The organism is Microvirga flocculans ATCC BAA-817 (assembly GCF_000518665.1).
Classification (GTDB): domain Bacteria; phylum Pseudomonadota; class Alphaproteobacteria; order Rhizobiales; family Beijerinckiaceae; genus Microvirga; species Microvirga flocculans.
In genome coordinates, this window is the sequence record NZ_JAEA01000009.1 from 242,147 (window position 1) to 255,655 (window position 13,509).

17 protein-coding genes are annotated in these 13,509 nt (G+C 62.0%); all 17 read left to right on the top strand.

Going from position 1 to position 13,509, the window contains the following annotated elements:
* Nucleotides 1-79 precede the first annotated feature (79 nt).
* Nucleotides 80-1,576 (top strand): flagellar hook protein FlgE, encoded by a 1,497-nt coding sequence (locus L879_RS23250; RefSeq protein WP_027316355.1) that lies wholly within the window; start codon nucleotides 80-82, stop codon nucleotides 1,574-1,576.
* A gap of 33 nt (nucleotides 1,577-1,609) precedes the next feature.
* Nucleotides 1,610-3,073 (top strand): flagellar hook-associated protein FlgK, encoded by a 1,464-nt coding sequence (gene flgK, locus L879_RS0112240; RefSeq protein ID WP_027316356.1) that lies wholly within the window; start codon nucleotides 1,610-1,612, stop codon nucleotides 3,071-3,073.
* Between the two features lie 3 nt (nucleotides 3,074-3,076).
* The gene (locus tag L879_RS0112245) at nucleotides 3,077-4,138 is read left to right on the top strand and encodes a flagellar hook-associated family protein (protein WP_027316357.1); all 1,062 of its coding nucleotides are present in this window, start codon (nucleotides 3,077-3,079) and stop codon (nucleotides 4,136-4,138) included.
* Between the two features lie 15 nt (nucleotides 4,139-4,153).
* Nucleotides 4,154-4,501 carry a flagellar biosynthesis regulator FlaF gene (gene flaF / locus L879_RS0112250; protein WP_027316358.1) on the top strand — a complete coding sequence of 116 codons (348 nt, stop codon included), beginning with the start codon at nucleotides 4,154-4,156 and terminating at the stop codon, nucleotides 4,499-4,501.
* A gap of 8 nt (nucleotides 4,502-4,509) precedes the next feature.
* On the top strand, nucleotides 4,510-4,917 hold the full coding sequence (gene flbT / locus L879_RS21530) for a flagellar biosynthesis repressor FlbT (protein ID WP_245265222.1): 408 nt from the start codon (nucleotides 4,510-4,512) through the stop codon (nucleotides 4,915-4,917).
* A gap of 15 nt (nucleotides 4,918-4,932) precedes the next feature.
* Entirely contained in the window at nucleotides 4,933-5,328 is a 396-nt protein-coding gene (gene flgD, locus L879_RS0112260) for a flagellar hook assembly protein FlgD (protein ID WP_027316359.1), read from the top strand.
* A 2-nt stretch (nucleotides 5,329-5,330) separates the two neighbouring features.
* Complete coding sequence (locus L879_RS0112265) at nucleotides 5,331-5,597, top strand: flagellar biosynthetic protein FliQ (protein WP_027316360.1); 267 nt, start codon at nucleotides 5,331-5,333, stop codon at nucleotides 5,595-5,597.
* Between the two features lie 177 nt (nucleotides 5,598-5,774).
* Nucleotides 5,775-7,856, top strand: coding sequence for a flagellar biosynthesis protein FlhA (flhA, locus tag L879_RS0112270; protein ID WP_027316361.1), 2,082 nt, complete (start codon nucleotides 5,775-5,777; stop codon nucleotides 7,854-7,856).
* Nucleotides 7,853-8,608, top strand: a complete 756-nt coding sequence (gene fliR / locus L879_RS0112275; RefSeq protein WP_027316362.1) for a flagellar biosynthesis protein FliR — start codon at nucleotides 7,853-7,855, stop codon at nucleotides 8,606-8,608. Before flhA ends, fliR begins: the two co-directional genes overlap by 4 nt.
* A 4-nt stretch (nucleotides 8,609-8,612) precedes the next feature.
* Entirely contained in the window at nucleotides 8,613-9,011 is a 399-nt protein-coding gene (locus tag L879_RS0112280) for a hypothetical protein (RefSeq protein WP_027316363.1), read from the top strand.
* Between the two features lie 50 nt (nucleotides 9,012-9,061).
* A complete protein-coding gene (locus tag L879_RS0112285) occupies nucleotides 9,062-9,541 on the top strand; it encodes a rod-binding protein (RefSeq protein ID WP_027316364.1) in 480 nt (159 codons plus the stop codon).
* Between the two features lie 34 nt (nucleotides 9,542-9,575).
* A complete protein-coding gene (locus tag L879_RS0112290) occupies nucleotides 9,576-9,920 on the top strand; it encodes a magnesium transporter CorA family protein (RefSeq protein WP_027316365.1) in 345 nt (114 codons plus the stop codon).
* Nucleotides 9,917-10,366 carry a hypothetical protein gene (locus L879_RS0112295; protein ID WP_183501369.1) on the top strand — a complete coding sequence of 150 codons (450 nt, stop codon included), beginning with the start codon at nucleotides 9,917-9,919 and terminating at the stop codon, nucleotides 10,364-10,366. Before L879_RS0112290 ends, L879_RS0112295 begins: the two co-directional genes overlap by 4 nt.
* 51 nt (nucleotides 10,367-10,417) lie before the next feature.
* Nucleotides 10,418-10,801, top strand: coding sequence for a response regulator (locus tag L879_RS0112300; protein WP_027316367.1), 384 nt, complete (start codon nucleotides 10,418-10,420; stop codon nucleotides 10,799-10,801).
* 58 nt (nucleotides 10,802-10,859) lie between these two features.
* On the top strand, nucleotides 10,860-11,921 hold the full coding sequence (locus L879_RS0112305; protein WP_438268103.1) for a protein-glutamate methylesterase/protein-glutamine glutaminase: 1,062 nt from the start codon (nucleotides 10,860-10,862) through the stop codon (nucleotides 11,919-11,921).
* A complete protein-coding gene (locus L879_RS0112310) occupies nucleotides 11,918-12,769 on the top strand; it encodes a CheR family methyltransferase (RefSeq protein ID WP_027316369.1) in 852 nt (283 codons plus the stop codon). Before L879_RS0112305 ends, L879_RS0112310 begins: the two co-directional genes overlap by 4 nt.
* A gap of 508 nt (nucleotides 12,770-13,277) precedes the next feature.
* The coding region (locus L879_RS0112315) for a flagellin N-terminal helical domain-containing protein (protein WP_027315443.1) at nucleotides 13,278-13,509 on the top strand (232 nt) is incomplete at its 3' end.

Consider the following 13,509-nt stretch of genomic DNA (forward strand, 5'->3'; position numbering starts at 1 on the left):
CCCTCCGTACCCGTGTGCAACACAGCTTCGCGCAAGCAACGTGGTGTTAGGTTCGAGATTGAAACCGTAGGAGCTTCACATGAGTCTTTATGGCGTTCTTCGTAGCGGCGTCTCTGGCATGAACGCGCAGTCGAACAAGCTGGGAACCGTCGCTGAGAACATCCAGAATTCGAGCACGACGGGCTACAAGCGCGCCTCGACCGAATTCTCGTCCCTGATCCTGCCCTCCAGCGAGGGCAACTACAATTCGGGATCGGTCACGAGCCGCGTGCGCTACACGATCGGCGATCAGGGTCCCATCGCCTACACCTCGTCGGGCTCGGATCTGGCGATCTCGGGCAACGGTTTCTTCGTGGTCTCGGATCCCAGCGGATCGCCCTACCTGACCCGCGCGGGCAATTTCGTCGTGGACGGGCGCAGCGGCAACCTCGTCAACGCCGCCGGCTTCACGCTCATGGGCTACAAGCTGGGAACGGGTATGGCCGGTCCGTCGCTGAACAGCCTCGACGGCGTCGTTCCGGTCAACATGTCGTCCTTCGCCATGCAGGCGTCCGGCTCCACCCAGGGAACGTTCAAAGGAAACCTGCCATATAGTGCATCAATTGCAACGGCAGCCGGTACTTCAACCGCCGCCGATCCGCTTGCCGTTCCGCCCGTTTCTGGTGCGGTTCGCTTTCCAGCGACAAATATGACCCAAGGTGAAACTGTCAAATTCAGAGTTGGTGGCGGGCCAGAGCAAACGTTCGTTGTAACGACCCAGAAGACAGTCGCAGCATTGGCAGCCGACATTAATGCTGCTGTTACGGCTGGCACACTCAGCGGGGTAAACGCTTCTGTAAGCCCCACAGGTGAGTTGGTGTTAACCTCTACTGACCCGCTCAGCGCTACGGATGTAACCGGCACTTATACTTCCGTGACTAAGTCTTCTTCGCTCCAAGTCTATGACAAGGTCGGCAATCCCATCAAGGTCGACATCACCCTGTCCAAGGTGAGCGATACGCGCTGGACGATCACGGTCGCGAACGGAACGGATCCCACCGATCCGCTCACCGGCACGACGACGATGAACCTCGACTTCGATGCGGACGGGCAGATCATCGCTCCCGCCGTGCTCAACTTCAACATTCCCGGCGGCGAGCCCTTCGCCCTCGACATGTCGGGCATGACGCAGCTCGCGGGTGAGTACAACGTCACCGGCAGCTCCAACGGCAATGCTCCGTCCGCAGTGAAGGACGTGGAGTTCGCGGCGGACGGCACCGTCTATGCGGTTTACGAGGACGGCACGCGCGTCGGCGCCTACCGGATTCCGCTGGCGACCGTTCCGAGCCCGGACAACCTCAATCCGCGTGCGGGCAACGTCTATGAGCCGACGGCGGCGTCCGGCGGCTACCAGGTCGGTTTCCCCGAGACGTCGGGCTTCGGCTCCATCGCCTCCGGCGCGCTGGAAGGATCGAACGTCGATATCGGCACCGAGCTGACCGCGATGATCGAGGCGCAGACGAGCTACACGGCCAATTCCAAGGTCTTCCAGACCGGCTCGGAGCTGCTCGACGTCCTCATGAACCTGAAGCGGTAACGCGTTCCTCTCTTGCTCAGGGGCTCCTGATCCATGTCATTGTCCGTCGCCTACAACACGGCCCGTTCCTCGCTCCAGGCATCGCAGTCGCAGATGGCGGTGGTGTCGCGCAACACGTCGGGAGCCTCCGATCCCAGCTACTCGCGCAAGATCGCGGCCCTGACGACCGGCGGCGGGTATGCCCGCGTTACGGTTTTCCGGGCGAGCGACCAGGCGCTCTTGACGAAGATGCTGGAAACGACATCCGATGCGGCCACGCAGAAAGCCCTCCTCGAAGGGCTCAAGAAACTCAGCGAGACCATCGGAGACCCGGAGCTGGATCAGTCCCCGGCCGCCCGGATCGGCGCGTTGAGCAGCGCTCTTCAGCAATATGCCAACACGCCGGACAATGCGGCGCGCGCCCGGGCCTTCGTGAAGGCCGCGTCAGATCTGGCCGAATCTCTGAACCAGGCCACCGCCACCATCCAGGCCATCCGCCTCGAGGCGGATACGGGCATGGCGCATTCCGTCGCCCGCATCAACGACCTGCTGCAGAAGTTCGAGGCCGCCAACAACCAGGTGATGAGCGGGTCCGCCCTGGGCGCCGACGTGACCGACGCCATGGATACGCGCGACAGCCTGATCGCCCAGCTCTCCGAGGAGATCGGGATCACGGTCGTGCCGCGCGCCGGCAACGACATCGCTCTTTATACGGACAGCGGCGTGCCCCTGTTCGACCGGCTGCCGCGAAAGGTCGAGTTCACGCCGAAGACGGTCTATGACCCTACCGTAACCGGAGGAAGCGTCTCCATCGACGGCATTCAGGTGACGGGCGCGGGGGCGACGATGCCCTTGAACTCGGGCAACCTCGTCGGCCTGGCGCGGCTTCGCGACGATGTGGCAGGAACATACCAGTTTCAGCTCGACGAGCTCGCGCGCAGCGTCATCGCGGCCTTCGCGGAGAGCGACCAGAGCGGTGCGGCGCAGCCCGACATGCCGGGCGTCTTCACGTTCCCCGGAGCGACGGGCGTTCCGGCCCCGCCGGCCTTCGCCGGGCTTGCGGGGCTGATCAAGGTCAACGATACCGTCGATCCCGACAAGGGCGGTTCCTTCGACTTCATTCGCGATGGCGGCATCAACGGCGCCGATTATGTCTACAATCCCGACGGCAACGCCAACGCCGCCTTCTCGCAGCGCCTGAATGGTCTGTCGGATGCCATGGTCGCCCAGCGCGGCATCGATGCCAGCCTGGGCTTCGGACCCACCGCGTCTCTGCACAGCCTGGCGGCGCTCTCGGGAAGCTGGGTCGAAGCCACGCGTCAGAGCGCGAGCCAGAGCGTGGATTACCAGAACACGCTTCTTGCCCATGCCTCGGAGGCCCTGTCGAACGCCACCGATGTCAACATGGATGACGAAACGGCTCTCATGCTGCAGCTCGAGAAGTCATACGCCGCATCGGCGAAGCTGCTCTCCGTCATCGACCAGATGCTCAAAACCCTCCTCAGTGTCGTAGGCTGATCCATGAGAACGACGTTCGTCTCAACCGTATCGCTGTGGAATTCGTCGAAGTCGACCCTGGATAAGCTCCAGACCGGCTTGGTGAAGGCCAACAAGGAACTCGTGACCGGGCGCGAAGCCGATGTGGGCCTGAAGCTCGGATACAGAACGGGCGATACGCTCTCCCTGCGCCAGAGCAGGGCTGAGCTGGATGCGCTGACCGACAGCAATGCCTCCACCTTGCTGCGCATCAAGTCGACCTATCAGGCTCTCGACAATGCCAGGACCACCGCCGAGAAGTTCATGGGCGTTCTCATCGCGACTCCCCTGACCGACGGAAGCCTCGGGCCTGTTCAGTATCAGGCCAAGGTCAACCTCGACGGCTTGATCTCTGGTCTGAACATCGACGTGGCGGGCCAATATGTATTCGGCGGCTTGAACACCCAGGAGAAGCCTCTCAACGCCTATGTCCAGGGCCCGGTGCCGTCGGCGTCGAAGGCCGCGATCGACGCCGCCTTCGCGGCGGCGCCTCCCGCAGGCTTCGGCTTCAGCCAGAGCGCACCTGCGGTCGCCTCGATCACGCCCGCGGAAATGGAGGCCTTCCTCGACGGACCTTTCGCGAACCTCTTCACGGGCGTCAACTGGCAGAACTGGTCGAACGCTTCGAGCGAAAACATCCAGAGCCGCATCTCTCCGCAGCAGCGGGTGGAGACATCGGCCAACGCGAATGACGAAGCCATCCAGAAACTGACCATGGCCTACACCATGGTGTTCGAACTGGGCATCGACAACCTGAAAGACGACACGAGAACGCTTCTGGTCGACAGGATCGTCAATACTTTCTCGGATGCGATCACCGGCCTGACCGGGATGCAATCCAAGCTCGGTGCGGTCCAGGAGAAGATCGAGCAGGCCGACGAGCGGATGAGCCTGCAGAAGACGATCATGGACGAAAAGATCACGCATCTCGAAGCCGTCGACCCGGCAGAGGCCAAGATCCGCGTCGATCAGCTGATGACCCAGATCCAGACCTCCTATTCCCTGACGGCGCAGCTCAAGAATTTAAGCCTGATCAATTTCATCTGATAGTGGAGTCAAGTCGTGTACCGCTTCTCTTACGCAGAGATCATTGAAGATTCTTCGAGGGACTGCCGCCTGCGCGAGTACGAATTGTTCGACCGCGCCATCAATCTGATGAAAGGGGCGAATGGAAAGCCCTCGCAGTCCCAGGAAATGCTGGAGGCGATCATCTTCGTCCAGCGGCTTTGGACCTTCTTGATCAAGGATCTGGGGCATCCGGACAACGGGCTACCCGACCAGTTGAAGGGGCAGCTCATCTCCATCGGCCTCTGGGTAATGCGGGAAACCGATCGCGTCCTGCGGGGCGAGCACAACAATCTCGACGCGCTGATCGACATCAACGGAATAATTCAGGAAGGCCTGAAATGAAAGCGAAAATGCGGTTCTCTCTGAAGGCTGGAGAGCGGATCTTCATCAATGGGGCCGTTCTGACGGTGAGCCAGAAGGTGACCTTGAGCCTCTTGAACGACGCACGGTTCCTTCTCGAGAGCCACGTGCTCCAGGTGAGCGAGGCCACCACGCCGATGCGCCAGCTGTACTTCGTCGTGCAGTCCATCCTCATCAATCCGCAGGAAGCGGACAAGGTGATGGGCGCATTCCGCAAGCTGCACGAGTCCCTCGTGAGCATCACTATCGACGAGGAAACCAGGACGTCTCTCGACAAAGTGGGGGAGCTCGTGGCGGCCGACCGGACCTTCGAGGCCCTGAAGGTCATCCGGACCTTGTTCGAGCCTATCGCCCGCACCGCGGCGCCGGCTGAAGCCGCCGCCGTGCAGGCTGCCTGATCCAAGGAGATCGTGATGAATGTCAATTCCGTAACGAATGCGCTCGCATCCCAAAGGTCGGCGGCGAGCGCCTCGCCCTCGACGGTGAGCTACGACAACTTCCTCAAGCTCCTGATGGCCCAGCTGAAGAACCAGGATCCGACGGAGCCCATGAAGTCGACGGATTACATGGCGCAGCTCGCCACTTTCTCCCAGGTCGAACAGGCCGTCAAAGGCAATGCCAAGCTCGATGCGCTCCTGTCCTCGTCGGCTCTGTCCCAGGCCGACAGCGTGATCGGGCGAACGGTCACGACGGCGGACGGCAAGGTGACCGGTAAGGTCGATTCCGTCATGATAACGAGCGAAGGCGCCGTCGCCCAGTTGGCGGGCGGAGCGCGGGTCCTGCTTGGACCGGGCATCGTGGTGAGCTGACCATGAACGAGGTCGATGCCCTCGAGCTGGTCCGGGCCGCCATCTGGACCGTGATCGTCGCGGCCGGTCCCGCCGTCGCCGCCGCGATGGTGATCGGCATCGTGATCGCCCTCATTCAGGCTCTGACGCAGATTCAGGAGGTCACGCTCACCTTCATCCCGAAGATCATCGCGATCCTCGTCGTGACCCTGGTGACGGGATCCTTCGTCGGATCCCAGATCTTCGCCTTCACCGAGCTGGTCTACGGCCGAATCGTAACGGGGTTCTAGAGCATCCGGCCCAAAGCAGCTGCCGCCTATGGGCATCCCTGCGGTGCCCATTTTTTTAAGCGGGCCGCGGGTGGGGCTGGAGAGCGGGAGCCCGTGACGTCTCCGGTGCGCGACCTCCGCGCAAGCTTCGTGGTGCATCTGTCGGTCTCAACCTTCATTCGTTGAGCTGATAGGCACATGGAAGCAGCTGACACTACTCCTCAGGGGCGCGGCAGGGATCTGGCATTCGCCGGCGGCGTGGTCGGTATCCTGGCCATCCTATTTCTTCCCATCCCGCCCCTCATGATCGATCTGGGGCTCGCCTTCTCGGTTGCGCTCTCCGTTCTGATTCTCATGGTGGCGCTCTGGATCCAGAAGCCACTCGAATTCTCCGCCTTTCCGACCGTTCTTCTCATCGCGACACTGTTGCGTCTGGCGCTCAGCATCGCCTCGACCCGCCTGATCCTCTCCGATGGCCACAAGGGAATCGATGCCGCCGGTCACGTGATCAGCGGCTTCTCCCGGTTCGTGATGAGCGGCGACTTCGTCATCGGCATCGTCGTCTTCCTCATCCTGATCACCGTCAACTTCCTCGTGATCACCAAGGGCGCCACCCGAATCGCCGAAGTGGGCGCCCGCTTCACGCTCGATGCGATCCCCGGCAAGCAGATGGCGATCGATGCGGATCTCTCCGCAGGCCTGATCGACGAGAAGGAGGCGCAGAAAAGGCGGCGCGAGCTCGAAGAGGAGAGCGCCTTCTTCGGCTCCATGGACGGTGCCTCCAAGTTCGTGCGCGGCGAGGCGGTGGCGAGCCTCATCACCATCGCGGTGAATATCTTCGGCGGCATCATCATCGGCGTGACGCGTCATGGCATGCCCCTGTCGAAGGCCGCCGATGTCTTCACGCAGCTTTCCGTCGGTGATGGTCTGGTGAGCCAGATTCCCGCCCTCGTCGTATCCCTGGCAGCAGGCCTCCTGGTCTCGAAGGGCGGAACGCGGGGGCAGGCGCAGCAGGCCGTTCTGGGGCAGCTCGGCGCCTATCCGCGCGCCCTGATGGTGGCGTCCGCATTGATGTTCGTGTTCGCCATCGTTCCGGGCCTTCCGATGATTCCCTTCCTGCTTCTCGGCGGCTGCATGGCCTTCGTCGCCTATGCGATCCCCAAGCAGAAGGCCGAGCGCGAGGCCGAGGCCCAGGCCAAGCTGGCGCAGGAGAAGGAGCAGCAGAAGAACCTTCTGGAATCCCGCGAATCGGTGAAGGAGAGCCTGAAGATCGCCGAGATCGAGCTCTGCCTCGGCAAGCATCTCGCCTCCTACCTCGCGGGCTCGCACAGCGACCTGGCGCATCGGGTGAGCAAGATGCGCAAGAAGTTCGCCCAGGATTACGGCTTCGTCCTGCCGGACGTGAAACTCTCCGACAGCCTGATGATTCCGCCCAAAAGCTACCAGATCAAGATTCACGGGACCGTCATCGCGACACAGGAGATCCGGCCCGGCGACCTTCTCGTGGTCCTGGGTGACGGCCCCGTTCCGGACGTGCCGGGCGACGAGGTGCGCGAGCCCGCCTTCGGCATGAAGGCCATGTGGGTTTCCGACGTGTACCTGAACGAAATCAAGCGCCAGGGCTTTGCCGCCGTGGACGGCGCCTCGGTTCTTCTCACTCACCTGAGCGAGGTCATCCGCAACAATCTGCCCCAGCTTCTCTCGTACAAGGATGTCCGCAACCTGCTCGACGGACTCGACCCAGAATACAAGCGTCTGCTCGACGACATCTGCCCGTCTCAGATTTCCTATTCGGGCCTGCAGGCGGTGCTCAAGCTTCTGCTCGCCGAACGTGTTTCCATCCGCAACCTGAGCCTCATTCTCGAAGCCATCGCCGAGATCGCTCCCCATGCCCGCCGGGCCGAGCAGCTTGTGGAGCATGTTCGCGTGCGCATCGCCCAGCAGATCTGCGGCGACCTCGCGGAGGGAGGGGCGCTCAACGTCCTGCGCCTCGGCAACAAGTGGGATATCGCCTTCCACCAAAGTCTGAAACGGGACGCGAAGGGCGACGTCGTGGAATTCGACATCGATCCGCGCCTCGTGGAGCAGTTCGGAGCGGAGGCGTCGGAGGCCATCAAGACCCGCATGGGACAGGTGAAGAGCTTCGCCATCGTGACCGCGCCGGACGCACGTCCCTATGTGCGTATGATCATCGAGCGCATGTTCTCGTCCCTGCCGGTCCTGTCGCACCTGGAAATCGCCCGGGGCGTCGAGGTCAACTCGCTCGGGACCGTCGCGTGAGCGAGATCACGTCCGAGACCCTTCTCGGGGTCTTCCTCATCGTCTGCCGGGTGGGAGGATGCCTGATGATCGTGCCGGGGTTTTCGAGCTATCGGATCCCGGTGCAGGTCAGGCTCTTCATCGCTCTTTCCGTGAGTCTCGCCCTGTCTCCAGTTCTTCTCGAACCGGTGCGCGCAGGCATCGCATCCCAGGCTCCGGCGCAGATGCTCGTCTCCATCGGCTCGGAACTTCTGACCGGCCTCCTGATCGGTCTCCTGGGGCGCGTCTATTTCCTGGCTCTGCAGACCCTGCTCGGCGCCGTCGCGATGGCGCTCGGCCTCGGCGGCATGCCCGGAACGCCCATCGACGAATCCGAGCCGCTGCCGCCCATCAGTTCCTTCATCATGATGGTGGCGACTGCGGTTCTCTTTCTCTCCGACCTGCACTGGGAGATTTTCCGCGGGCTGATCGCCTCCTATTCCCGTCTCCCGATGGGAGAGCTTCTGGTAACGCGGATCTCGCTGACGCAGCTGGTCGACCAGATCGGCATCGCCTTCGTTCTCGCCCTGCGGATCAGCAGCCCGTTCATCCTGTATTCGGTGGTGGTCAATCTGGCCGTCGGCCTGACCAATAAGCTGACGCCGCAGATTCCGGTCTATTTTCTCGCAACGCCGTTCGTGATGCTCGGCGGGCTTCTGATCATGTATTTCGCGGCGAGCGATTACGTTCTCCTCTTCATGGAGGCCTTTTCCACATGGCTTCGGGACGGCTAGCGCGATGAAGGACCGGATCCGCAAGATCGACCGTATTCTCAAGGTGCAGCAGCATCTGCAGAAGGAGGCCGAGCTGAGGCTCTCGCGGCTCGAGCGGGAAGCCGTCGCGCTCAAGGAGGCGCAGGAAACCCTCATCCAGACCATGAACGATCACGAAACCCTCCATGGCCTGTTCGTGGATGTCGCGTCCAGGCGGCTTCAGGTCCTGGCAAGCCAGGCAAGCGTCGTCGAGAAGGCGAAGAGCCATCAGAAGGCGCTGACCCTCGACCGCGCTCTCCAGACGAAGCGCACGGAGAAGATGCTCACGGGCCTGAAGGGCGAGGACCGGCGCGAGGAGGAGAAGAAGGAACTCGTCCAGATTCTTGAAACCCTCGTCAAAGGCGCTCACGCAAGCTTCCCGTAAGCTAGATCGAATAGACAGAGGCTTGAGACAGATGAGCCGAGAGAAGTGAGATGGCGATCAGCCCGCCCTCAGATATTATCAACGATGTCGCGCGCGCGGCGGATCCGACCCGCTATCAGGCCGCAGCGCAGAAGCTGATCAACGGCGCCTCTCCCGTCGCCGATGGAGCGGGCTTCGCGGATGCCGTCCAGGCGCTCTCCGGCCGTCCGATGATGGCCGGCGCCGATGTCTATACGCTCAGGAATTCGCTCCGCAACGATGCGGAATCCGCCGAGGCCCTCCGGGCGAAGAAAGCTCACCAGGATTTCGAGGCCTATATCCTGCAGACATTCGTCGAGTCGATGATGCCCAAAGAATCCGAGGCGGTCTACGGCAAGGGCAGCGCAGGTTCCATCTGGAAATCCATGATGGCGGAGCAGATCGGCGCGCAGATTTCGAAAGCGGGCGGCATCGGAATCGCCAAGCATCTCCTGAATGCGCAGAAGATCGGGCCTGCTGTGCCGCGGGACCCCTCAGCTGACGAAACATGATGCAATGATCAACCGTCCCCAAGGAGGCAACACCATGTTGATGAAATCCCTCGATCGCCTCGAAGAGACGCTGGATATGGAAACCGCCGCGCTCATGGCCCGGGACCTGTCGGGGCTGGAGGAGTTCAACCGCCGCAAGAGCCAGTGCCTTCTCGAGATCAGCAGGATGGTGAGGACGGCGGACGTGAGCGCCCTGGATGACGCATCCGCGTCCCGCCTCGAAGACATCCGCGAGAAGATCGAGCGCAATCAGGATATCCTGCGCCGCCACATGCAGGCCGTGGAGGAGGTGGCGACCATCATCTCGAACGCTATCCAGAGCGCAGAATCCGACAGCACCTATTCCGCACACATGAACAAGGTGGGTTACGGCGTATGATCAGAAACGTCATCGCCGGCTTCTGGGTCTGCGCCGTCACGGTCATGTCGTGCTACGCGGCCGTGACCTGGGTGGTTGGCGCAGCTCCCGCCGAGGAGAAGGGCGGATACGAAGGGCTGCAATACAAGAAGCTCCCTGCGTTGAACATTCCCATCATCGCGGAAGGGGCCGTGCAAGGCTACGTGGTCGCAAACCTGGTCTTCACGGCGGATGCCAAGACGCTGCGGGAGATCTCGGTGCCGCCCGAGGCCTTCATTCAGGACGAGGTCTTCCGCTATGTCTACGCCGACGAGACGCTCGATTTCAAACGGCTGTCCCGGTACAACGTGAACGCCATGATCGGCAATGTCCGCGAGAGGATCAACAAGCGCCTCGGGGCCGAGATCGTCAAGGAGATCTTGGTCGAGAATTTCAACTTCGTCGATAAGTCCGACATCCGTTCCTGATCCTCCTGCGGTTTCGGAGAAGGACCGGGCGGCCGGAACAGAGGAATTTTCATGAGCTATTGCCTGATCATTGACGACTCGCGCGTCATTCGGAAAGTGTCCCGCGAAATGCTCGAAGGGATGAGTTTTCGGGTCGCGGAAGCGGAGAACGGCGAGGCGGGGCTTCTGGCCTGCCGGGCCGAGATGCCGGATCTCATTCTTCTCGACTGGAACATGCCCGTCATGGACGGGTTCAGCTTCCTCACGAAGCTGCGCGCGACGCCCGAAGGGCAGCATCCGAAAGTGATCTTCTGCACGACGGAGAACAGCCTCGAGCATATCACGCGTGCCCTCGATGCAGGCGCGAACGAGTATATCATGAAGCCGTTCGACCGGGACATTCTCACGGCTAAACTCCAGGAACTGGGCGTGCTGCCCGTTTCCCACACGGCGTAAATTCATGGCATCTGCTCCTCTTCATTCTTCTCCCGCCTCTGCCGTTCCGGCGAGGGTCATGATCGTCGACGACAGTGCCGTCATTCGCGGCATGATGGCGCGCTGGCTCACCGAGGCCGGAGGATTCGATATTGTCGCGACGGCATCCAACGGGCGCATGGCGGTGGATGCCGTGGAACGCTCGAAGCCCGAGATCATCCTGCTCGACATCGAGATGCCGGAAGTCGACGGGCTCGCGGCCTTGCCGTTGATCCTGAAGGCCCATCCATCCGCGAAGGTGATCGTCATTTCGACGCTCACCCAGAGAAACGCCGAAATCTCGCTGAAATGCCTCTCGCTCGGCGCGGTCGATTATCTGGCAAAGCCCGAGAGCGCCCGTGCAGCGAATGCGGCCGCCGATTTCAAGCGCGATCTCGTCCACAAGCTGCGCGCCTTGAGCGAAACGCGGAGCCGCCAGGCAAGAACGCCTGCGCCTGCGCTTCCTGTCGTCAAGGCGCCACAGGTGCCGGTTGTTGCCCCACGGGCGGGCTCGACCAGACCGCAATGCTTCCTGATCGGCTCCTCGACCGGCGGACCGCGCGCCGTCGAGCGCGTGCTCATGGACATGAAGGCGGCCTTGCCGGGCATTCCGGTTCTGATCGTTCAGCACATGCCGCCCATGTTCACGGCCGTCTTCGCCGACCATCTGGCAGCCTTGCTGGCGATGCCGGTTCGGGAAGCGAAGGACGGCGAGCCCGTCGTGCCGGGAACGGTTCTCGTCGCGCCGGGAGGACGGCACATGGGCATCGCCTCATCCGCGGGCAAGCCGGTCATCCGCCTCAATGACGGGCCGCCGGAGAATTTCTGCCGCCCGGCCGTCGATGTGCTCTTTCGCGAGGCCGCCGCCGTTTTCGGCGCTTCCACGCTGGCGGCCGTCCTGACCGGCATGGGGGCGGACGGCACGCAGGGCGCGCGCCATATCGTCAATGCGGGCGGCACCGTCGTCGCGCAGGACGAAGCGAGCAGCATCGTCTGGGGGATGCCGGGAAGCATCGTCAAGGCAGGGCTCGCTCACGATATCCTGCCTCTGGAATCCATCGGCCGCTCCTTGAAGGGCCTCATCACCGGATCTTCGAAATGACCGAAGCCGAATTCGAAGCGTTGCGCGTTTTTCTGAAGAGCCGGTCCGGATTGGCGCTGTCGCCGGACAAGAGGTATCTCGTCGAGAGCCGGCTTGCGGCGGTGTGCACGCGCTTCAAGATCGACAACCTGTCCCAGCTGGTGCGCGAGATCAGGGCGGGCCGCGCCAGCGCGCTCGAAAAAGCGACGATCGAGGCCATGACCACGAACGAGACCTTCTTCTTCAGGGACAAGGCGCCGTTCGATCTGTTCCAGGATGTGCTGCTTCCCAAATATCTCAAGGAACGGGCCGCCACGCGCAGGCTCCGGATCTGGTGCGCCGCCGCGTCGAGCGGGCAGGAGCCCTATTCCCTCGCCATGATTCTGAAGGAAGCTGCGCCGCGCATGCCGGGATGGCACGTGGAGATCGTGGCCACCGATATCTCGACGGAGGTTCTGGAAAAGGCGCGGGTCGGCGTTTACAACCAGTTCGAAGTGCAGCGCGGATTGCCGATCCGCTTCCTCGTGAAGTACTTCAAGCAGGTGGGCGATCAATGGCAGATCGCGCCTGAGATCCGGTCCATGGTGGACTTCCGTTACCTGAACCTGATCGAGGATTTCAACCGGCTGGGACAGTTCGACATCGTCTATTGCCGCAATGTTCTTATCTACTTCGATGCGAACCTGAAAGCCGATGTGCTGCGCCGGATCGCCCATGTCATGGCTCCGGACGGAGCGCTGCTGCTCGGGGCATCGGAGACGGTTCTCGGCATCACCGATACCTTGACGCTCGACCCGGCCCATCGCGGCCTCTACGCCAAGACAGCGCCTGCCGCAGCTCCCAAGAAACTTGCGGTTGGAATCGGCTGAATTCCAGAGCATCGACGCTCGAAACAGGAGGATTGAAGCGTGGGGCGTGACTTTTCTGTCATGCCCAATGCCCGAGACGTTTGAAGAAGGCGCTCGTTCACGCGCCCTGCGAGGCGCCTCCCGGCGTCTGTTGACGGATGATGTTTCCCGCCGCTGAAAATCGTTTCAGGCGGCGGGATCGGCGTGCCCGGAGTTGAAATCTTAACATAAGGTAAATATCTCAAAAATAACGATTTTTTCGCTTTCGTCCCTTGACGCGTCCGAGGGACGGCAGTAGAAAAAGCCATACGCGCTGAAGAGCAATCGATTTGCCTCAGCCCCAGCACTCCTGGTGGCCTTTTCCTGCGGGGGAAGGCGAGGCATGATGCCCTGGCCAGAGTTCCGGCGAAAGCCCGGATGCATGTGAGCAGCGGATCGAGACCCTTCTCTCGAGGCATGACGCCCCTCCGCTGGGTCGGTTCAAATCCGACATTTCCTGACCCATCCCTTTCGCTCAAGGAAACCGCACATGTCGTCGATCAATACCAACCTCTCCGCCATGACCGCCCTGCAGTCGCTCCGCTCGACGCAGAACGCCATGAACAAGACCCAGAACCAGATCTCGACCGGCCTGCGCGTCGGCGAGGCCTCGCACAACGCCTCCTACTTCTCGATCTCGACCCAGATGAAGTCGGACAACGGTGCGCTCAGCGCCGTGAAGGACTCGATCAAGCAGTCCAAGGCCATGATCGACACCTTCA

Bases quoted from the DNA above. Each gene is read 5' to 3' on its own strand.
- L879_RS23250 (WP_027316355.1), top strand. From the start codon at position 80: ATGAGTCTTTATGGCGTTCTTCGTAGCGGCGTCTCTGGCATGAACGCG.
- flgK (WP_027316356.1), top strand. From the start codon at position 1,610: ATGTCATTGTCCGTCGCCTACAACACGGCCCGTTCCTCGCTCCAGGCA.
- L879_RS0112245 (WP_027316357.1), top strand. From the start codon at position 3,077: ATGAGAACGACGTTCGTCTCAACCGTATCGCTGTGGAATTCGTCGAAG.
- flbT (WP_245265222.1), top strand. From the start codon at position 4,510: ATGCGGTTCTCTCTGAAGGCTGGAGAGCGGATCTTCATCAATGGGGCC.
- flgD (WP_027316359.1), top strand. From the start codon at position 4,933: ATGAATGTCAATTCCGTAACGAATGCGCTCGCATCCCAAAGGTCGGCG.
- L879_RS0112265 (WP_027316360.1), top strand. From the start codon at position 5,331: ATGAACGAGGTCGATGCCCTCGAGCTGGTCCGGGCCGCCATCTGGACC.
- flhA (WP_027316361.1), top strand. From the start codon at position 5,775: ATGGAAGCAGCTGACACTACTCCTCAGGGGCGCGGCAGGGATCTGGCA.
- L879_RS0112280 (WP_027316363.1), top strand. From the start codon at position 8,613: ATGAAGGACCGGATCCGCAAGATCGACCGTATTCTCAAGGTGCAGCAG.
- L879_RS0112285 (WP_027316364.1), top strand. From the start codon at position 9,062: ATGGCGATCAGCCCGCCCTCAGATATTATCAACGATGTCGCGCGCGCG.
- L879_RS0112290 (WP_027316365.1), top strand. From the start codon at position 9,576: ATGTTGATGAAATCCCTCGATCGCCTCGAAGAGACGCTGGATATGGAA.
- L879_RS0112295 (WP_183501369.1), top strand. From the start codon at position 9,917: ATGATCAGAAACGTCATCGCCGGCTTCTGGGTCTGCGCCGTCACGGTC.
- L879_RS0112300 (WP_027316367.1), top strand. From the start codon at position 10,418: ATGAGCTATTGCCTGATCATTGACGACTCGCGCGTCATTCGGAAAGTG.
- L879_RS0112305 (WP_438268103.1), top strand. From the start codon at position 10,860: ATGATCGTCGACGACAGTGCCGTCATTCGCGGCATGATGGCGCGCTGG.
- L879_RS0112310 (WP_027316369.1), top strand. From the start codon at position 11,918: ATGACCGAAGCCGAATTCGAAGCGTTGCGCGTTTTTCTGAAGAGCCGG.